Source organism: Pseudomonas sp. So3.2b (assembly GCF_019464415.1).
GTDB classification, from domain to species: Bacteria; Pseudomonadota; Gammaproteobacteria; order Pseudomonadales; family Pseudomonadaceae; genus Aquipseudomonas; species Aquipseudomonas shahriarae.
Map to the genome: position 1 here is coordinate 1,911,810 of NZ_CP080494.1, position 18,741 is coordinate 1,930,550.

Consider the following 18,741-nt stretch of genomic DNA (forward strand, 5'->3'; position numbering starts at 1 on the left):
ACATGTTAATGCGTTGGCTTGCAGTACCCGCCCTGATGATGGGCCTTGGTGGTGTCGCCATGGCCGCCGATTGCCCAACGTTGCTTGAGGGCCAGTTGCCCAAATTGCGCGCCAAGGAGTCCATCGACCTGTGCCAGCGCTTTGCCGGCAAGCCCCTGGTGATCGTCAATACCGCCAGTTTTTGTGGGTTCGCCCCGCAGTTCAAGGGACTGGAGGCGTTGTATCAGCGCTACAAAGGTGACGGCCTGGAAGTGATTGGTGTGCCCTCCGATGACTTCAAGCAAGAAGCCAAGACAGGCGAGGAAACGGCCAAGGTCTGCTATGTGAACTACGGCGTGACGTTCACCATGACCGAGCCACAGAAGGTCAGGGGCCCCGATGCGGCGCATCTGTTCAAGGTCCTGGCCGAGCAGAGCAACGCGCCGAAATGGAATTTCTACAAGTACGTGGTGGATCGCCAGGGCAAGGTGATCGCCAGCTTCTCCAGCCTGACCAAACCGGATAGCCCGGATCTGATCAAGGCCGTGGAGCAGGCACTGGCTTCCAAACCCTGATTATCAGCCACTAAAAAGCCCCGCCTCCTTTGCAGGAGAGCGGGGCTTTTTTATGCAGCGTTGGATCAGAACTTGTATGTCATGCCCAGGCCGAAACCGTTGGCGCTGTTTTTGTACTTGGCGTTGTAGCTGGCCAACTGGTTGGAGCGGTTGACGCTGACTTCTTCTTCCTTGAGGTAGGAGTAGGCCAGGTCGATGGTCATGTTATCCATGACGGCGTAGCCCAGGCCAACGCTGAAGATGGTCCGGTCGCCGGTAGGGATACGTGGCGAACGATCAGTGCTGTTGGTTGGCGACTGGTCGAAGGTCAAGCCGGTACGCAGCACAACCTGCTTGGTCAACTGGTAAGAGGTACCCACGGCATAAGCCCAGGTGTCGTGCCAGTTCTGTTCTTCCTTGATGGTACCTACCAGCGTTGGGGCGAAGCCGCCGCCGGCGGTGGTCACGCCTTTGTTGTTGACGGTGATGTCCTTCAGACGGCTCCAGCGCGTCCAGGTGGCACCGGCATACAGCTTCCAGGCGTCGTTCATGTCCTGGGTAACCGATAGATCCCAGGATTCAGGGGTGTCGATTTTCAGCGAGGCGTCATAACGACCGGTCGCCAGGGCGCCGGAGGTGATGGCCGGGGCGTTCACTTCGGTGTGGCCTTCAAGTTTGTACTTGACCTTCGAGTGGTAGGTCAGGCCAACGCGGGTGCTATCGGTTGCCTGGACCAGCACGCCGGCGTTGAAGCCAATGGCAGTATCGTCGCCCTTGATCTTGATCCGGGTGTCAGGCGCAGCAGGGTTCAGTGTCAGTTCTGATTCCAGGGTGCCGGCAATGCGGTTGAAGGTTGGACCAAAACCGACGGAAACCCTGTCGTTGAAGGCATAGCTGACGGTTGGCTGGAAAGTGATGACTTGAACTTCACTTTTGCTGCCAAAGCCACGGCCCTGATATTTGCTCTCGTAGTCGGTAATCAGGCCGAACGGTGCATACACACCGAAGCCGACTGCCCACTGGTCATTGAGTTTGTTGGTGTAGAAGCCGAACGGTACCGCCGTGAAGGGGACCATGTCGCCTTTGTTGGTGCCGCTGGAGCGACCGCTGACATCTTTGATATCAGTGGAAGCATCAATTGCCGCAACACCGCCCGTGACTTGCTGGCCTTCAAGGCGAGCCATACCGGCAGGGTTGCCAAAAACAGTGCTTGCATCATCGGCAGAAGAAGAACGGCCCGCGAACCCGGTACCCATCCCGCTGACGCTTTGTTCGTTGAGGGCAAAGCCGCTTGCGAACAGTTGGGAGGAGGCCATGGCAACGGCGAGGCTAAGTGTGGTCTTGAGCATTACTTTTTTCATTATTAGAACTCCGGGGTGATCACCGCTGCGGAAAGTATCAATAAAATTAACTTAGCGCTATAGGCTGTAATGCCGGAGATAGAGCGGTTTTGTAGGACAATCCGACCAAAATTGCCGCTTTTTGCCGAATCTTGCAAAGCGCCCGATCAGCACGCGACCTGATTCATTGGGTTTACACAGGTTTGCCAGGCCTGGGTGTAATCCCGCAGCCGACCCTGAGGGTGAAATATTTCTTTCCAGATACGCGCCATTGCCAGCAGATCGTCGGGTTGGGGCAGTTCGGGGCGATGTTGTTCCACCAGCAACCAGGCGATGGCGGTGGCGTAGCGCAGGTTGACCGTCAGTTCCAGCTGCGGCCCGCTGAGGAAGGCATGCTGGCTGGCGAGGCCGCGCACCAGGCTGGCACGTTCCGGGTCGAGGGCCAGGTAGCTGTCCCATAAGGCCCTGTGGCGCGATTCGGTAATGCGGTACAGGCCGTGGCCGCGCCGGTCATGCAGGGCCGAGCCCAGTTCCGATTGGCTGGCGGCAACCCCCAGCAGCAGGGATTCTGCGGTTTGGCTGTGGCGACCCAGGTAAATCAGCGTGGGTCGGATCACATAACGACACAATTCGCTGGCGGCAATGCCCATAGAACCCTCGGAACCCTTGAAAATGGTCGGCGATGCCTGAGAAGAGGGGGCTTGGCAGCGGTGGATCGGATCTCAGGCTCGCCGGAGGCGGATCATGCCGCCTGAGTTGAAGTGTAGTGTCAGATTCACGACGTAAAGGTCTGTTTTTAAAATATTTCCGGTGGGTGGTTATAAGCGTTATATCTGTTTGACCTAAAGCCAACCGACAAAAAACCGAATTCCAGGCAATAAAAAACCCTGCTTTGCGGGCAGGGTTTTCGATGTTCAGCGTCGGGTCAATCAGGCAACCAGGGCCTGACGGGTACGCTCGATCACGGCCTGCAGCGGCTCTGCGCTGGAGTATTGATCGGGGTACAGGCGTTCGCTGTGACGAGCGATGCCGTGTTCGTTGACCAGGGTGAAGCTGAAGCAGCCTTTGCGAGCGGCCATGATCAGGCAGTTCATTGGAGCAAAAGCATTGGTGAGGGTGCGAATGGCATCCTGAGTATGGATTTGAGTGGACATATTATTGGTGTTCCTACAAATGACACGGATAAGAACCGTGCAACGTTAAAACGTTCCAGTGACGCTGATCACCATTGATCATGCGAAGAACCCGACTGGAACAAAGCAGCCAGTTTGAAGCGCTGAATAATTTGGCGCGCTTGGGCTGGCAGGTAGGTACTTAGGAGGGCAGGCAACACAACAGGGGCAAAGGTTCTGGGCCCAGGGTGAAGATCCTGATCAATTTGCAGGTTGGTTCGGTCAGAGTATGGAAACTTCGCGACACCCTTTGCATTGTTCAAAGGCAGTGTCGTCGCAAGTGATACCTGGAAACCATCGAGGTGGTCGATCCCATCAAGATTGACAAAACTTCTCTTTAGGGAAGCTACGTCGCGGGGATTTATTCGACCAGAATTGACTTTCAGCTTGGTACTAACGCTGCGGATAGTAATGGCTTGAAACCGGTAAAGCAAGTGTGTTAGCAAAAATACCTTACTTGGGCCCCTGGTACAGCCCACGCTTGTGTGTCACCCCTGTAACGTTTTGGGCCACAAAGCGGCGGCGATATAACCACCAGGCAGGTAGTTGTGCACATTGGTTGCGCAGTGTGTCACCAGGAAGGCGTGTGGTCGGATTAGCCCACGAATGCCTGCATCGAAAATTTAAGTCAATGAAAAATCTGGCTTTTTTTTATTGGTGAAAAAATCGTCAGTTTAAGCGCGGCCCCCGTTCCATGGGCCTTTGCGCGAGTTAAAGCACGGTTGTCCACTGAGTTATCCACAGCTTCTGTGGATTGTCCCAAGCGCTTGCTCTAGAACGGGCGTGCCGGGTTTTTTCAGCTTTACCCGTACGAAAAAAGGAGTAGAGTGGCGCGCCTTCCGTTCTGCCCTACAGTGCTTTATGAAGTTTCGCTCAGTATCACCCGCTGTTACCGACAACCCTCCGAGTGTTACCCCGCCCAAGCGTTTTTCTTTGAAAGTCGCGCTGTGGCTGCTGGATAACCCGCGCATTGGCGATAACCCCAATATCAAGCACTTCGCCGGGCGTTTGCTCAAGCAGCCCGCCCGTGAAGGGGTGGTCGTGGCGCAGAGTCGCCTGGGCCTGTTGATGTGCCGTGAGTGCGGCAATGCCCGGGACCGCCGCATCGGCCACGACCTGCTGCGCCAGGCCGCCCGTGCCGGCGACCCTGGCGCCCAGCGTGAACTGGGTCAGATCAAAGACTGAGCTGTCCACGAAGCGCCTGCTTGGTTAACCTTCCTCTTTTACCGTAATGGCAGGAATGGCTATGGCTTTTGACTGGACCAGTGTGGCACTGGGCCTCGCCGCTGCGGCGTTGCCTCTGATGGTCCTGTGCTGGCAGATCCAGCGTCGCCTGAACGCTCGCAGCGCCGGTTGGGAGCTGTTGGAGGAGCGCCTGGCTACCGCGCAGATGGCCCAGGAAGGGCTGGCCGCACAACTGGACGCCAGCCGTGACGAGATCAGCGACCTGAGCCAGGCCAATGCGGCCAAACAGGCCGACCTGGCGGCGGTACGCCGGGAAGTCGAGCTGCTGCAGATCGATCGCGACAACGCCCGCGATGCGGCCCACGCCTGGAACCTCGAGCGCTCCGCCAAGGAAGGCGAGCTGCGCCGCCTGGACGCCTTGTCGGCCTCCCTGCGTGCCGAACTGCGCGAGCAGCAGGACAGCCATCAACAACGCCTCAACGACCTGCAAGGCTCGCGGGATGAGCTGCGCGCGCAGTTCGCCGAGTTGGCCGGGAAGATCTTCGACGAGCGCGAGCAGCGATTTGCCGAAACCAGCCAGCAACGCCTCGGGCAATTGCTTGACCCGCTGAAGGAGCGCATCCAGTCGTTCGAAAAGCGCGTGGAAGAAAGCTATCAGAACGAGGCGCGGGAGCGATTTTCCCTGGGCAAGGAGCTGGAGCGCCTACAGCAATTGAACCTGCGCCTGTCGGACGAAGCCACCAACCTCACCCGCGCCCTCAAGGGGCAGAAGACCCAAGGCAACTGGGGTGAGTTGATTCTGGAGCGGGTGCTGGAACATGCCGGCCTGGAGAAGGGCCGCGAGTACCAGACCCAGGTCAGCCTCAAGGGCCCCGATGGCGAGCGTTTCCAGCCGGACGTGCTGATCATGTTGCCGGGCGACAGGCAGGTAGTGGTGGACTCCAAGGTCAGCCTCACTGCGTATCAGCAGTACGTGGCGGCCGATGACGAGGTGATCGGCCAAGCCGCCCTCAAGCAGCACGTGCTGTCACTGCGCAATCATGTCAAAGGCTTGGCCGGCAAGGACTACAAGCGTCTTGAAGGCTTGCACAGCCTGGATTTCGTGTTGTTGTTCGTGCCCATCGAGGCCGCGTTTTCGGCTGCGTTGCAGGCCGAGCCGAACCTGTTCCAGGAAGCCTTCGACCGCCATATCGTAATCGTCAGCCCTACCACCTTGCTGGCGACCCTGCGGGTGATCGACAGCCTGTGGAAGCAGGAGCGGCAAAGCCAGAACGCCCGGGAAATTGCCGAACGCGCCGGCTGGCTGTACGACAAGTTCGTATTGTTTATCCAGGACCTGGATGAAGTGGGTAATCGCCTACAACAGCTGGATAAGGCTTACAGTGCAGCGCGCAACAAGCTCACAGATGGTCGCGGCAATCTGGTCAGCCGGGTGGAACAATTGAAGCTGCTCGGCGCGCGCGCCAGTAAAGGTCTGCCTGCGGATCTGTTGGAAAAAGCGATGACCGACGAAGATGGCGTCGCCCAGCTACCTGACTAGACGCAGAACCGAAATGCGGGAGTGGGCTTTTGTGGGAGCCGGAGGACGCGCACGCTTCAATGATCAGGTCGGCTCTAAGGCCGCCTCGCTTTGCTTGTGATTTTGATCTCAGGCGCCCCGTTAAACCACGCTGGCCGTCATCCGATATTGATTTGGGGGGTAACCCGGCAGGACGCCGGGTTAGCCGCGCTGGGCCATGGATGGCCCATCGCGGCGGCCCCCCAAATCAATGTCGGATGACGGGCACACCGAGCCCAGGCGAGGTGCCGAGTGGTGGGGCAGGAGCCCTTTTGGTTACTTTTGGCTGGGCCGGCACTCCGGGCTCTTTTCCAAAAGTGACCCGCCGTAAGGGCGGAACCAATAGCCGCCGTGACCGCAGCAATGGATCTGTACACAACCCCAAGAACCACGAAAGAGTCGTGTAGATACCGTTGACCATCGCAGGCAAACCAACTCCCACACGTTACAACGGCAAATGCCGATTCAGCAGCGCCCGCAACGCCGCCGGTTTCACCGGTTTGGCCAGGTAATCCAAGCCCGCCGCATGCACCTCGGCCACCATTTCCGGCCGGCCATCGGCGCTGATCACCACCCCCGGAATCGGTTCCGCCAGTTGTGCGCGCAGCCAACCCATCAATTCGGTACCTGTCTCGCCGTGGTCCAGGTGGTAATCCACCAGGGCCAATTGCGGGCGCATGCCTTCTGCCAGCAACACGGCGCATTGCGCCTGATCGCGTGCGGTCCAGACCTGGCAGCCCCAGCGGCTCAACAGGCTGCGCATGCCAATCAGGATGCTGTCTTCGTTGTCCACGCACAGCACCTGGGCGCCGCTCAACGGCAGGCCCTTTTCCGGTGTGGCCTGTACCTGCACGCTGGTCTGCGCCTTGGCCAGCGGCACGCTGACGCTGAACACGCTGCCTTTGCCTGGCCATGAGCGCACGCGCAAGCGGTGGCCGAGCACTCGGCACAGGCCGTCAGCAATGGCCAGGCCAAGGCCCAGGCCTTTCTCGGCACGGGTCTGGTGGCTGTCCAGGCGCTTGAACTCTTCGAAGATGACTTTCTGTTTGTCCAGCGGAATGCCCGGGCCACGGTCCCACACTTCCAGGCGCAGTTCGCCACGCCGCCGTCGTACACCCAGCAGCACCGGGCCGTGGGCATAGCGGAAGGCGTTGGTCAGGAAATTCTGCAGGATCCGCCGCAGCAGTTTGATATCACTGTCGACGCGCAAGTGACTGCCGCGCAGGCGGAAACGCAAGCCTTGCTCCTGGGCCAGCACCTTGAACTCCGCGCCCAGGGCGTCGAACAGTTCACTCAAGGCAAATGGCTGACGCTGAGGGTTGATCTTGCCGTTTTCCAGGCGGGAGATATCCAGCAAGTCGCTGATCAGGTCTTCGGCCGAGCGCAACGAACTGTCCAGGTGTTGCACCAGTTGCCGGGCTTCTCCGGACAAACCTTCGCTCTGGTGGGAGAGGGCGGCCGAGAACAGTCGCGCAGCGTTCAACGGTTGCATCAGGTCATGACTGACCGCGGCGAGGAAGCGGGTTTTCGACTGGTTGGCCGACTCGGCCACACCTTTGGCATCGGTCAGGGCCACGTTCAGTTGCGACAGTTCATGGGTACGCTCGGTGACCCGCTGCTCCAGGCCCTCGTTGGCCTCGGTCAGGGCCTGCTCGGCCTCGCGGAAGGCAGTAATGTCAGTAAAACTCATGACGAACCCGCCACCCGGCATCGGGTTGCCGATCAGCTCGATCACCCGGCCATTGGGAAACAGCCGTTCCGAAGTATGGGCCCGGCCCTGGCGCATCCAGTGCAGGCGCCGTGCCACGTGGACTTCGGCCTCGCCCGGGCCGCATAGCCCGCGCTCGGCGTTGTAGCGAATAATGTCGGCAATCGGCCGGCCGACGCTGATCAGGCCCTCGGGGTAGTTGAACAGCTCCAGGTAACGACGGTTCCAGGCCACCAGCTTTAGGGACTGATCCACCACGCTGATGCCCTGGGTGATGTTCTCGATCGCGCCCTGCAACAGCGCCCGGTTGAACTGCAGCACTTCGGAGGCTTCGTCAGCGATACGGACTACGTCCTCCAGCTGCATTTCGCGGCCTTCAATCGCTGCTTTCACCACCGCCCGCGTCGACGATGCACCCAGTACGCCAGCCAGCAGCCGTTCAGTGTGGGCGATCCAGTCGTTGTCGGCATTCTGGTTGGGGTTAAAGCCCTTGCCTTGGCGGTAGGCGAAGCGGATGAAGCTCTGTTGCGCCCGTTCTTCGCCGACAAAACGCGCGGCCAGGCTCAACAGGTCATTGATCTGCACCGAGAGCATGGAGCGGGCGCTGGCGCGCTGGCTGGTTTCCTGGCCGATGAACCGCCCGGCCTGCCAATGCTCCGAGACCCGTGTGCGCGACAGCACCGAGACCCAGGCGAACAGGGTGAAGTTACCCGCCAAAGACAGCACCACGCCCTGGGTCAGTGGGGTGATCGGCAGCCCCAGTGGGTTGCCATGCAGCCAGGCCAGGCCCGGGAAGATATTCAGCGACCAGCCCAGGCTATGGGCGGCAATTGGCAGCACCAGGGTGTAGAACCACAGGAAAGTGCCAGCCGCCAGGCCGGCAAACACGCCGCGCCGGTTGGCTTGCTTCCAGTACAGCGCGCCGAGCATCGCCGGTGCCAGCTGGGTCACGGCGGCAAACGCAATCTGGCCGATGGTTGCCAGGCTGGCGGTGGAGCCGAGCAGGCGGTAGCTGACATAGGCCAGCAGCAGAATGATCACGATACTGACCCGGCGTACCGAGAGCATCCAGTGACGGAAGACTTCGAACGGGCGCTCGGCGTTGGTTCGGCGCAGTAGCCACGGCAGCAACATATCGTTGGAGACCATGGTCGACAGCGCCACACTGGCCACGATGACCATGCCGGTCGCCGCCGACGCACCGCCGATAAACGCCAGCAGCGCCAGGGCCGGATGGGCTTCGGCCAGAGGCAGGCTGATCACGTAGGAGTCCGGCAGTACCGAGCTGGGTAGCAGCATCTTGCCGCCCAGGGCAATCGGCACTACAAACAGTGCGGCCAGCACCAGATACGCCGGGAACACCCACTTGGCCAGGCGCAGGTCCTGGGGCTCGATGTTCTCCACGACAGTGACGTGGAACTGGCGGGGCAGGCAGATGATCGCCATCATCGCCACGCCGGTCTGCACCACCATCGAGGGCCAGTTGACGGTCTCTTTCCAGTATTCCTCCAGCCTCGGCGCGAGCATCGCCTGGCTGAGCAGATCGTTGAAACCGTCGTACAGGCCGTAGGTCACAAACGCACCCACGGCGAGAAACGCGAACAGCTTGACCAGAGACTCGAAGGCAATCGCCAGTACCATGCCACGGTGGTGCTCCGTGGCGTCGAGGTTGCGGGTACCAAATACGATGGTGAACAGCGCCAGCACCAGGGACACGATCAGGGCGGTGTCCTGGGCCCGCGTGCCGGTGGCATCGGCGCCGGCGCCAATCAGCAGGTTGACCCCCAGCACGATGCCTTTGAGTTGCAGGGCAATATAAGGCAGCACGCCCACCAGGCAGATCAGCGCCACGACCACGGCCAGGGACTGGGATTTGCCATAGCGCGCGGCGATAAAGTCGGCGATGGAGGTGATGTTTTCCTGCTTGCTGATCAGAATCATCTTTTGCAGGACCCAGGGCGCCAGCACCAGCAGCAGGACGGGGCCCAGGTAGATCGGTAAAAATGCCCACAACTGTTCGGCGGCCTGACCTACAGCGCCGAAGAAGGTCCAACTGGTGCAGTACACCGCCAGCGACAGGCTATACACCCACGCACGCACCCGTGGCGGCAGGGGCGCACGGCGGCGGTCACCGTAGAAGGCGATGGCAAACATAATGGCCATATAGGCCAGGGCAACGGCGGCGATCAGCCCGCTGGACAGCGTCATGAATACTCCGGACATAAAAACGCCCAGGCATTCCAGGCCCGGGACGACAGTCTCGCATGATGGCCGGGGTTAGTCAGTGCCGACGAAGGTCGGGTAGGGGGCAGTTCCTACGATCGTGGCGGCAGGGTCTTCTGGCGCAGGATGTAGATCGTCACCAGCACCGCGCTGGTCAGCATGAACCCGCGTGCCCAGGGCAATGGCACCAGGTAGCAAGAGATGCCAATGCTCAGCCACATCAGGCCGATTGCATAGACTTTGCCCTTGAGTGGGATGCCGTTGCCATCGAGGTAATCCCGAATCCAAGGGCCCAGGCGCGGATGGTTGACCAGCCAGTCGTAGAAGCGCGGTGAACTACGGGCAAAGCAGCCGGCAGCCAATAGCAGGAAGGGGGTGGTCGGCAAGACCGGCAGGAAGATTCCGATCACCCCGAGCACTACGCTCAACCAGCCAATGGCCAGCAGCACGTAGCGCACAATCGGGGAGCGGTTGCCCATGGGCGCCACGGGCGGGGGACTCAGTGATGGCGAGGCTTGAGGATCGCCGGTTTTTCGTCGGGGGCGTTGCACAGCAGGTACAGGGCGGTCAGTGCTTCCGGGATCTGTACGATCATGTCGTCCATCAGGTTGGCATCGCTGGCGATGTCGGCGAACTCAGGCTGGTCGTCGAACAGGCCGGAACCGACCATGATCGGCAGCAGCATTTCGCTGACTTCTTCCTCGGCGGTTTCGAACCAGGCGGCTTCACGCAGAAACACACCTTCCATGAAACCAATGCACCAGCCGCGCAGGTCGGAGTCGTCCGGCTCTTCGCCGAGGTCGAGCTCACAGGGCAGCTCGAACTCTTCATCGGAGGCCAGTTGGCGGGAGATGTGGGCCTTGAGCTGGATCAGGGTTTCTTCGATCTCGCTGCGCTGGGCCTCATCCTTGTAGTGCGGCTCTTCGGCGAACAGGGCGTCGATCCATTCACGATCAGGAACCGGTTCGGAGCAGATCGACAGCGCAGTCAGGTAGCCATGGGCGGCCACGTAGTCCAGCGCCTCGTCATGCAGCTCATCGGCATCGAGGAAGGCTTGCAGGCGGTTTAGTTGCTCAGCGAAGGACATTGAAAGACTACCTTGGGAATATACGATGCTGAATTCTAGGCTTTCTTGAGCGTGCAGGCCAGCCGCACGGCATATTTGCAAGGTTTTCAGATGGGCCGCTATTCGTCAGCGGCGCCCTTTGCCGGGGAGTGCTCGGGTATACTGCCGCGTTTTGTGATGCCCCTGCAGGCCGGATGCGGTTGCGGGAAAAGTTCGCTTACGGATTATTTTCCGGCCAGGCGTGCTTTTTCAGCCAGCCTGTACAGAGGGATTTCGGTGGAATTTGGAGTTTTTCATGCTTGAACAGGCTCAACGCGTCCTCAAGGACATCTTCGGCTACGACAGCTTTCGTGGCCGCCAGGGTGCGATCATTGAGCGCGTGGCCAGCGGCGGTGATGCCCTGGTCCTGATGCCTACCGGCGGCGGTAAGTCGTTGTGCTTCCAAGTGCCGGCATTGTTGCGCGAAGGGCTGGCGGTGGTGGTCTCGCCGTTGATCGCGCTGATGGACGATCAAGTGGCCACCCTGGAAGAACTGGGCGTCGCAGCCGCCGCGTTGAACTCTACCCTGAGCGCCGAGCAGCAGCGTGACCTGGCGGCGCGGATCCGCCGCGGCGAAGTGAAAATGCTCTACCTGGCGCCCGAGCGTCTGGTCCAGCCGCGGATGCTGGCGTTCCTGCAGAGCCTGGAAATCTCTCTGTTCGCAATCGACGAGGCCCACTGTGTATCCCAGTGGGGCCACGATTTCCGCCGTGAATACCTGCAATTGGGGCAACTGGCCGAACTGTTCCCCAACGTGCCGCGCATCGCCCTGACCGCCACGGCCGACAAGCGCACCCGCGAAGAGATCGTCGAGCGCCTGCACCTGCAGAACGCCGAGCGTTTTCTCTCCAGCTTCGACCGTCCGAATATCTTTTATCGCATCGTGCCCAAGGAACAGCCGCGCAAGCAGTTGCTGGCGTTCCTTTCGGAGCGGCGCAGCGATGCCGGGATTGTCTACTGCCTGTCGCGCAAGAAGGTCGATGAAGTGGCGGCGTTCCTGTGCGAGCAGGGCTACCCCGCGCTGCCTTACCACGCTGGCCTGCCCAACGAACTGCGGGCCTACCACCAGAAGCGCTTCCTCAACGAGGAAGGCCTGATCATGGTCGCGACCATTGCGTTTGGCATGGGCATCGACAAGTCCAACGTGCGCTTCGTGGCCCATATGGACTTGCCCAAATCCCTGGAAGCGTACTACCAGGAAACCGGGCGGGCCGGGCGTGATGGCCTGCCGGCGGATGCCTGGATGGTCTATGGCCTGCAGGATGTGGTGATGCTCAAGCAGATGCTGCAGAACTCCGAGGGCGATGAGCGCCACAAGCGCCTGGAGCAGCACAAGCTCGACGCCATGCTGTCGCTGTGCGAAGAAACCCGCTGCCGTCGCCAGACCTTGCTCGCCTATTTCGACGAAGACATGCCCCAGCCCTGCGGGCATTGCGACAACTGTGTAGATGGTGTGCAGACCTGGGATGCCACTGAGCCAGCACGTCAGGGCCTGTCGGCGATCTTCCGTACCGGCCAGCGTTATGGCGTCGGCCATCTGGTGGATGTGCTGCTGGGCAAGGACAACGAAAAAATCCGCAGCTTTGGCCACCAGCACCTGTCGGTGTATGGCGTGGGCAAGGCGCGGGCTGAAGGCGAATGGCGCTCGCTGTTCCGCCAGATGGTGGCCCGTGGCCTGGTGGATATCGACCTGGAAGGCTACGGCGGCCTGCGCTTGAACGACAGTTGCCGGCCACTGCTCAAAGGCGAGGTCAGCCTGGAGCTGCGCCGCGACCTCAAGCCGCAGACCACTGCCAAATCCAGCAGCACCAGCCAGGCCAGCCAACTGGTGCGTGGCGAAGAGCGCGAGCAGTGGGAAGCCCTGCGTGCCTTGCGCCGCAAGCTGGCGCAAGAGCACAGCGTGCCGCCCTACGTCATCTTCCCCGACTCCACCTTGCTGGAAATGTTGCGTGAGCAGCCCACCACCATGGCCGAAATGGCTCGGGTCAGTGGCGTCGGTGCGCGCAAGCTGGAGCGTTATGGCCAGGCCTTCCTGGAAGTCCTGGGCGGCCAGGCCGAGGCGCCGAAGGAAGTCGCCGATATCCGCCACGAACTGATCAGCCTGGCCCGCGCCGGCATGACCCCGATCCAGATCGCCGGGCAGTTGCAGTGCTCGGAAAAGAACGTCTACACCTTGCTGGCCGAGTCCATTGGCAAGCAACAGCTGTCACTGGAACAGGCCCTTGATCTGCCGGAAGACTTGCTGGGTGAAATCCAGGATGCGTTTCTCGATGGTGAAGGCGAGTTGCCACCTGTTTCCGATATAGCACCGCTGTTCACCGGGCGGGTGCCTGAGGGTGTTTTGTACTGTGTACGGGCCGCTTTGCAGTCGGAATTCGAGATTTGATGCGTCAATTACGACAATGTAACGAATCAGTACATTGCAAACCTTGCCTACTGTCATAGGTCATGCTTAGCTGACTAATAATTAGCCACACTTTATTTTCAGTCTAACCCATGAGTTTTTTATGCCGTTAACCGATCAACACCGTTTTGGCATGCAGTTGGCGCAAATGTCCCGTGGCTGGCGCGCCGAGTTGGATCGCCGTCTGGCAGGGCTTGGGCTGTCCCAGGCCCGATGGCTGGTGCTGCTGCATCTGGCCCGCTTTGAAGAAGCGCCGACCCAGCGTGAGCTGGCCCAGAGCGTCGGGGTAGAAGGGCCCACATTGGCGCGTCTGCTCGACAGCCTGGAAAGCCAGGGCCTGGTGCAACGCCAGGCTGTGGTAGAAGACCGGCGCGCCAAGCGCATTGTGTTGTGTGATCCGGCAAGGCCACTGATTGATCAGATCGAGACCATTGCCACGGCTTTGCGCCAGGAGCTTTTTGTGGGGGTCGATGAGGAGGATATGCGGGTGTGCATGCGGGTGCATGGGCATATCCTGGCGAACCTGGAAAAGACCTGATCCGATTACGCCGCTGATCAAAATGTGGGGGCGGGCTTGCTCGCGATGGCGTCGGGTCAGTTACTGGATATTTGGCTGACACTCCGTCATCGCGGGCAAGCCCGCTCCCACACAAGCCTGCTCCACCTCGGCTAAGTGTTTTTCTTAGAACGTCTGCCCAAGATTCAGATACACCGCCTTCTGATTGTCATCATTGAACCCATAACTGAAATTCAACGGCCCCAGCGGTGTATCAAACCCGAGGAAGATGCTCGCGGCATTGATATAGCCACTGTCGAATTCATTGTCGTTGTTCCACGCCCGCCCCCGTTCCAGGGAGGCGCCCAGGTACAGTGGGAAGTCCAGCGGCAGGTATGAGCGTGGGGTCAGGCGGCGGTAGTAGACGGCGCGCATCAGGCTGATGTTCTGCCCGGAAATCGCATCCTGGCGGAACCCTGACAGCTGCCGCGCACCGCCCAGCAGGAAGCTGGAAATCACCACGTCGGAATTATCCAGAGTGCGTCCGTAGCGACCGCCCAGTACCAGGGTGTCCGGGCCGTGGCTCATGGCCTTGTCCAGCTTGAACTCCCATTGCCGGTAGCGCTGGTCGGAGCCCAGGCCGGGTTCGAATTCGCGGTAGGCCAGGCCAATGTCTTCGCCGGTATGGGGGAAGTACACGTTATCCAGGGAGTCGAACGAGTACTTCAGTTCGTAGAAGCCCTCGCTGAAGCTCACGCTTGGCAAATCGCGGTCGCCAATGCGCACATCGGCCTTACCCCAGGCCTCGCCGACACCGAAGCGGATTTCGCCGCTGTTGCCGATCTGCCGCCCGACGTTCAAGCCAAAGCCATAGCGCTCGAGGCGGTACTCAGAGATCGGGTCGTTATCCAGGATCAGTTCGACGTTCTGCGCCTGGGCGCTGATATAGGGGGCGACGAAATAGCGGGAGCCGGTATCCATCGGCTGATAGAACTCGCTGTACAGCTCCTGGCGATCACCGATCTGCACCCGGGTCAGCCATTCGGCACCGAGGCGGTTGATGCCGTTGATGCGGTAGCTGGCGCCGAGGTTGAAGGCGCTGTCGCCGCGCATGTCATCGGACAGGTTGAGCCCCAGGCGCAGGTAGTCGGTGCCGCTGCGTTTGCCGCGCGCGCTGATGACCAGGGTGTTGTCCGGGCCTTTTTTTACCACGCGGTATTGCACCTGATCGAAGTAATCCAGGCCGTACAGGGTGCCCATATCCGATTGCAGGCGCGCCAGGTTCAGGGGCTCGCCAATGGGTTGGCGGATGTAGTAGCGGATCACGTCGTCGCCGACTTTCGAGTCGTTCTCCACCTTGATTGCGGTAATCGTCGGGTTGCGCTGGCCCGGCGTGCGGGCGGCGGTCAGTTCGGCGTCCATGGGCCCGGTTGGGCGCAGGCGTGCCAGGCGGGTATCCAGCGCGCGGGTGGCGCGGTAGCCGGCGTCGATCATGTCCTTGGCGCGGCCAAAATCGGTCACGCCATACGCGGCCAATGGTGGCTGGATCAGCACATCGCCTGCGTGCAGGGCCTTGAGTTGTTCTTCGGAATTTCGGCGGGTCATCAGGGTGATGGACTGGTTGAGCACATCCACCACCGTCGTCAATTGCTTGCGGCTGCGCAAGGGCGTGCCGATATCCACCACAATGGCGACATCGACCCCCATCTCACGCGCCACATCCAGGGGGATGTTGTCGGTCATGCCGCCATCCACCAGCAGCCGGCCGTCCAGCTCCACCGGGGCGAACACTGCGGGGATCGACATGCTGGCGCGAATCACCTGGGGCAGATGGCCCTTGCGAAACACCACTTTTTCGCCGCTGGTGATGTCAGTGGCCACGGCGCGGAATGGAATCGGCAGCTTGTCGAAGTCGCGGGTGTTGCTGCTGTGGGCGAACATGCTCTCCAGCAGCAGCGCCAGGTTCTGGCCCTGGATCACGCCCAGGGGCAGGCCCAGGCTGCCGTCATCGCGAAAACTCAGTTTCTGCTTGATCAGGAAGTCCCGGTCATCCTGTTTGCGCCGGAACGGCACGTCTTCCCTGGGCGGGGCATCGGACAGTGCCAACTGCCAGTCGATGCTCAGGGCGAGCTTTTCCAGTTCATCGATCTTGTAGCCTGATGCGTACAGCCCGCCAATCACCGCGCCCATGCTGGTGCCGGCAATCGCGTCGATGTGGATGCCTTGCTCTTCCAGGGCCTTGAGCACGCCGATGTGGGCCAGGCCGCGGGCAGCGCCGCCGGAGAGCACCAGGCCGATTTTCGGGCGCGGGGCTTCCACGGCGTGGACAAAGACAGGGAGTAGGCACAGCAACAGGCAGGACAACAGGCGGCGCATCATCAATCTCGGGGCTGGACGATAAAGGCCGGTATTATAGCCATCCGATTCACCTGTCCCGTCATGCAGGAGTCTGTCATTTCATGTCCACTGCCAAGCCTGAGATTGTCATCACCTATTGCACCCAATGCCAGTGGCTGCTGCGCGCTGCGTGGCTGGCCCAGGAACTGTTGAGCACCTTTGCCGATGACCTCGGCAAGGTGGCGCTGGAACCGGCGACCGGCGGGGCGTTTCGCATTACGTGCGACGGTGTACAGATCTGGGAGCGCAAGGCCGATGGCGGGTTCCCGGAGGCCAAGGTGCTCAAGCAGCGGGTGCGCGACCAGATTGATCCGCAGCGTGACCTGGGGCACAACGACCGCGCCTCGTAAACGGCACTGCCGGCGCTTGGCCGGCAGTGTCGGGTGCTTTACTTGGCGGCCATTTTATTCTTGATCCAGCCGACGACAAACGTCAGCACCAAGCCGCCCACACCACCGCCAACGATATTGCTGCCCACCGCCGCAACATCCAGGGCTCCGCCCGCCGGCATGCCGCTGATGGCCGAGACGATTTGCCCCAGCACCAGGCCGCCGACGCCGCCGACCAGGGTGTTGAGCCCGGAACCCAGGCCTTGCTTGCTCAGGCCGGCGATATTGCCGCCGACCGCGCCGCTGATGATCTGAATGATCAGGGTGATAAACATGTCCATGGTGAAACTCCTGCAGAGCGTTAGGGGAGTGACCACTCGCATGCAGCAACTTCAAGGACCACGGCTGTCGTCGAGGAGTCTGTATCCGTTGAACGACAGCTGACTGTTGCGGATACAAAAAGTATAGATCAGGCCGCGGCCGCCGGTTGTCTGGCCTTGACAGGGCGGCTCATCAAGCCTGAGACGACTATGGCGGCAATAATCAGCACACCGCCCAGCAGCATGCGCAGGGTCGGGGTTTCGCTGAACAGCAGCCAGGCCACGGTGATGCCATACACCGGCTCCATGGCGAATACCACAGCAGCGGTGCGCGCCTTGAGCACCTTGAGGCTGGCGACAAACAAACTGTGGGCCAGGCCGGTACAGAACACCCCCAACAGGCCGATCCACAACCAGTCCAGGGCGCGTACTTCTGCGAGGCCTGGTGCCGCGACGGGCAGCAGGCACAGGGCGACTACCACGTTCTGGCACAAGGCCGCCTGCACGGGGGGGATGCTGGCGCTGGCCCGGTTGTTCAATGACAGCAGCGAGAACAGCAGGCCCGAGACCACGGCCCAGACCAGGCCGCTGGTGGCCTGGCTGGCGAGGTCGAAGTCCGGGGTGACCAGCACCAGGCCGACGCTGACCAGCAGCACCAGCACCATTTCATTGGCGCGGATCCGCTCGCGAAAGATCAGCCCTTCGAGGATCACCGTAAACGCCGGGAACGTGGTGAAACCCAGCGTCGCAATCGCCACGCCGGCCACTTTCACTGCAATAAAGAAACTCACCCAGTGCCCGGCCAGCAGCAAGCCGCTGAGCAGCAGGCGCCGCAGGTCGGCGCTGTACAGCTTGTGCCAAGGGGTGTTGCTGGCGAAGCGGGCGAATAATGCCAGGGCTAGCACGGCGAAGGCGGCGCGGCCAAACACGATAATGCTCGGCGAGGCGGCGGCGAGTTTGCCGAAGACGCCGGTGAGGCCAAACATTAATGCACCGATGTGCAGGGCGCCGAGGGCTGTGCGCGGGGTCATGACAATCCTTAAAACAGTGGGCAGGCAGGCATCCAGTCTAGAGCGCCTGGCGCCTGGGTGTCTGTCGTGGGAATCGCCGGTTTTATCGCAGGACTAGCGCCGGTTGTCGAGTCGGCGCAAGGCTCCGGGCGAGCTGCCGAACTCGCGCAACACGGCGGCGGAAAACGCACTTTGCGAGGCATAGCCAACCCGCGCGGCGATCTCACCAATCGGCAGGTGGCTGTCGCGCAGCAAGCCACGGGCCATGTGCAGGCGACGATTGCGGATGTAGTCCATGGGGGTCAACCCGCATTCGGCGACAAAGCGTGCGTGCAAGCGGGCGACGGACATATCCGCCAGCCGTGCCAGATCCGCGACCTGCAGCGGGTAGGCCGCATGCTGGTCGATATGGGCATTGAAGGCGCCATAGGGCAGGCGTCGTGCGCCGGTGTGGGCGGGTGGCTGGCCATTGAGCGTGGCCAGTAGCAGCACCGCACCTTGTTGGGCGATCAAGGGGTCATCCAGTGCGCCGCTCGCCAGCCAGTTGACCAACTGGCCCTGGCGGCTATCCAGGCTCACCCGCGCCGGCCGATCCAGCAGGCGGCGACTGGCATCCGCGTGCTCGCCCAAGGATTGCACCATCCACTGTTCGTCGGGCACATCCAGTACCAGGCAGTGGCTGCCCTGGGGGCTGCCGCAGGCGTGATGGGCGGAGAAGGGCAGGACCATCACCCCTTGCGGGCAAATTTCGCCGCCGATGCCTTCCACCTCGAAATCCAGGCGGCCGGCCAGGCCGAACACCAGTTGCGCATGGTCATGGCTATGGGCAATCAGGTCGTGGGTGTAATGGCGCAGCGTGAGGGTCGGTCTCATCGCAATCTCCCGGGCAGGCCGGCAGTTTACACCGCCCGACGGGCGGCGGGCGCTGTCATCTGCCTGACGCAAGACTGTCATGGGCTAT

General features: G+C 61.1%; 16 protein-coding genes. 6 read left to right on the top strand and 10 right to left on the bottom strand.

Features of this window, described 5'->3' with window-relative positions:
* Positions 1 to 2: 2 nt before the first annotated feature.
* A complete protein-coding gene (locus K1X80_RS08610) occupies positions 3 to 554 on the top strand; it encodes a glutathione peroxidase (RefSeq protein WP_057958858.1) in 552 nt (183 codons plus the stop codon).
* 65 nt (positions 555 to 619) lie between these two features.
* Here K1X80_RS08610 and K1X80_RS08615 read toward each other — a convergent pair whose 3' ends face one another.
* From K1X80_RS08615 to K1X80_RS08625, 3 genes are all read right to left on the bottom strand, one after another.
* Positions 620 to 1,894: an OmpP1/FadL family transporter gene (locus K1X80_RS08615; RefSeq protein WP_057958859.1), complete on the bottom strand. Its 1,275-nt coding sequence runs from the start codon at positions 1,892 to 1,894 to the stop codon at positions 620 to 622.
* A 146-nt stretch (positions 1,895 to 2,040) separates the two neighbouring features.
* Positions 2,041 to 2,523: a hypothetical protein gene (locus K1X80_RS08620; protein WP_057958860.1), complete on the bottom strand. Its 483-nt coding sequence runs from the start codon at positions 2,521 to 2,523 to the stop codon at positions 2,041 to 2,043.
* 279 nt (positions 2,524 to 2,802) lie between these two features.
* A complete protein-coding gene (locus tag K1X80_RS08625; protein ID WP_007898912.1) occupies positions 2,803 to 3,027 on the bottom strand; it encodes a hypothetical protein in 225 nt (74 codons plus the stop codon).
* Positions 3,028 to 3,906: 879 nt separating this feature from the next.
* Here K1X80_RS08625 and K1X80_RS08630 point away from each other — a divergent pair.
* A complete protein-coding gene (locus tag K1X80_RS08630; RefSeq protein WP_057438775.1) occupies positions 3,907 to 4,230 on the top strand; it encodes a sel1 repeat family protein in 324 nt (107 codons plus the stop codon).
* Between the two features lie 175 nt (positions 4,231 to 4,405).
* The gene (gene rmuC / locus K1X80_RS08635) at positions 4,406 to 5,770 is read left to right on the top strand and encodes a DNA recombination protein RmuC (protein WP_162947788.1); all 1,365 of its coding nucleotides are present in this window, start codon (positions 4,406 to 4,408) and stop codon (positions 5,768 to 5,770) included.
* Positions 5,771 to 6,233: 463 nt separating this feature from the next.
* Here the strand turns inward: rmuC and K1X80_RS08640 are convergent, their stop codons facing one another.
* From K1X80_RS08640 to K1X80_RS08650, 3 genes are all read right to left on the bottom strand, one after another.
* On the bottom strand, positions 6,234 to 9,704 hold the full coding sequence (locus tag K1X80_RS08640; protein ID WP_220172820.1) for a PAS domain-containing hybrid sensor histidine kinase/response regulator: 3,471 nt from the start codon (positions 9,702 to 9,704) through the stop codon (positions 6,234 to 6,236).
* Between the two features lie 107 nt (positions 9,705 to 9,811).
* The gene (locus K1X80_RS08645) at positions 9,812 to 10,198 is read right to left on the bottom strand and encodes a YbaN family protein (protein ID WP_057438777.1); all 387 of its coding nucleotides are present in this window, start codon (positions 10,196 to 10,198) and stop codon (positions 9,812 to 9,814) included.
* A 20-nt stretch (positions 10,199 to 10,218) separates the two neighbouring features.
* Positions 10,219 to 10,806 (bottom strand): YecA family protein, encoded by a 588-nt coding sequence (locus K1X80_RS08650; RefSeq protein ID WP_057438778.1) that lies wholly within the window; start codon positions 10,804 to 10,806, stop codon positions 10,219 to 10,221.
* A 274-nt stretch (positions 10,807 to 11,080) separates the two neighbouring features.
* Between K1X80_RS08650 and recQ the strand changes: the two genes are divergently transcribed.
* Positions 11,081 to 13,210 carry a DNA helicase RecQ gene (gene recQ / locus K1X80_RS08655; RefSeq protein WP_057438779.1) on the top strand — a complete coding sequence of 710 codons (2,130 nt, stop codon included), beginning with the start codon at positions 11,081 to 11,083 and terminating at the stop codon, positions 13,208 to 13,210.
* A 121-nt stretch (positions 13,211 to 13,331) separates the two neighbouring features.
* Positions 13,332 to 13,766: a MarR family transcriptional regulator gene (locus K1X80_RS08660; RefSeq protein ID WP_198792348.1), complete on the top strand. Its 435-nt coding sequence runs from the start codon at positions 13,332 to 13,334 to the stop codon at positions 13,764 to 13,766.
* Positions 13,767 to 13,910: 144 nt separating this feature from the next.
* Here K1X80_RS08660 and K1X80_RS08665 read toward each other — a convergent pair whose 3' ends face one another.
* Entirely contained in the window at positions 13,911 to 16,100 is a 2,190-nt protein-coding gene (locus K1X80_RS08665) for a patatin-like phospholipase family protein (RefSeq protein WP_057958863.1), read from the bottom strand.
* An 83-nt stretch (positions 16,101 to 16,183) separates the two neighbouring features.
* Here K1X80_RS08665 and K1X80_RS08670 point away from each other — a divergent pair, with 83 nt between their 5' ends.
* A complete protein-coding gene (locus K1X80_RS08670; protein ID WP_057438781.1) occupies positions 16,184 to 16,471 on the top strand; it encodes a SelT/SelW/SelH family protein in 288 nt (95 codons plus the stop codon).
* 38 nt (positions 16,472 to 16,509) lie between these two features.
* On the opposite strand, the gene K1X80_RS08675 is transcribed toward K1X80_RS08670, so the two are convergent.
* The 3 genes from K1X80_RS08675 to K1X80_RS08685 all read right to left on the bottom strand — a co-directional run bounded on the left by K1X80_RS08675 (position 16,510) and on the right by K1X80_RS08685 (position 18,653).
* Positions 16,510 to 16,791, bottom strand: coding sequence for a hypothetical protein (locus tag K1X80_RS08675; RefSeq protein ID WP_057958864.1), 282 nt, complete (start codon positions 16,789 to 16,791; stop codon positions 16,510 to 16,512).
* Between the two features lie 128 nt (positions 16,792 to 16,919).
* Entirely contained in the window at positions 16,920 to 17,801 is an 882-nt protein-coding gene (locus K1X80_RS08680; protein WP_216312320.1) for a DMT family transporter, read from the bottom strand.
* 93 nt (positions 17,802 to 17,894) lie between these two features.
* Positions 17,895 to 18,653, bottom strand: a complete 759-nt coding sequence (locus K1X80_RS08685) for an AraC family transcriptional regulator (RefSeq protein ID WP_198830792.1) — start codon at positions 18,651 to 18,653, stop codon at positions 17,895 to 17,897.
* Positions 18,654 to 18,741: the final 88 nt, after the last annotated feature.

Coding starts and splice junctions, on each gene's coding strand:
- K1X80_RS08610 (WP_057958858.1), top strand. CDS start 3: ATGTTAATGCGTTGGCTTGCAGTACCCGCCCTGATGATGGGCCTTGGT.
- K1X80_RS08615 (WP_057958859.1), bottom strand. CDS start 1,894: ATGAAAAAAGTAATGCTCAAGACCACACTTAGCCTCGCCGTTGCCATG.
- K1X80_RS08620 (WP_057958860.1), bottom strand. CDS start 2,523: ATGGGCATTGCCGCCAGCGAATTGTGTCGTTATGTGATCCGACCCACG.
- K1X80_RS08625 (WP_007898912.1), bottom strand. CDS start 3,027: ATGTCCACTCAAATCCATACTCAGGATGCCATTCGCACCCTCACCAAT.
- K1X80_RS08630 (WP_057438775.1), top strand. CDS start 3,907: ATGAAGTTTCGCTCAGTATCACCCGCTGTTACCGACAACCCTCCGAGT.
- K1X80_RS08640 (WP_220172820.1), bottom strand. CDS start 9,704: ATGACGCTGTCCAGCGGGCTGATCGCCGCCGTTGCCCTGGCCTATATG.
- K1X80_RS08645 (WP_057438777.1), bottom strand. CDS start 10,198: ATGGGCAACCGCTCCCCGATTGTGCGCTACGTGCTGCTGGCCATTGGC.
- K1X80_RS08650 (WP_057438778.1), bottom strand. CDS start 10,806: ATGTCCTTCGCTGAGCAACTAAACCGCCTGCAAGCCTTCCTCGATGCC.
- recQ (WP_057438779.1), top strand. CDS start 11,081: ATGCTTGAACAGGCTCAACGCGTCCTCAAGGACATCTTCGGCTACGAC.
- K1X80_RS08660 (WP_198792348.1), top strand. CDS start 13,332: ATGCCGTTAACCGATCAACACCGTTTTGGCATGCAGTTGGCGCAAATG.
- K1X80_RS08665 (WP_057958863.1), bottom strand. CDS start 16,100: ATGCGCCGCCTGTTGTCCTGCCTGTTGCTGTGCCTACTCCCTGTCTTT.
- K1X80_RS08670 (WP_057438781.1), top strand. CDS start 16,184: ATGTCCACTGCCAAGCCTGAGATTGTCATCACCTATTGCACCCAATGC.
- K1X80_RS08675 (WP_057958864.1), bottom strand. CDS start 16,791: ATGGACATGTTTATCACCCTGATCATTCAGATCATCAGCGGCGCGGTC.
- K1X80_RS08680 (WP_216312320.1), bottom strand. CDS start 17,801: ATGACCCCGCGCACAGCCCTCGGCGCCCTGCACATCGGTGCATTAATG.
- K1X80_RS08685 (WP_198830792.1), bottom strand. CDS start 18,653: ATGAGACCGACCCTCACGCTGCGCCATTACACCCACGACCTGATTGCC.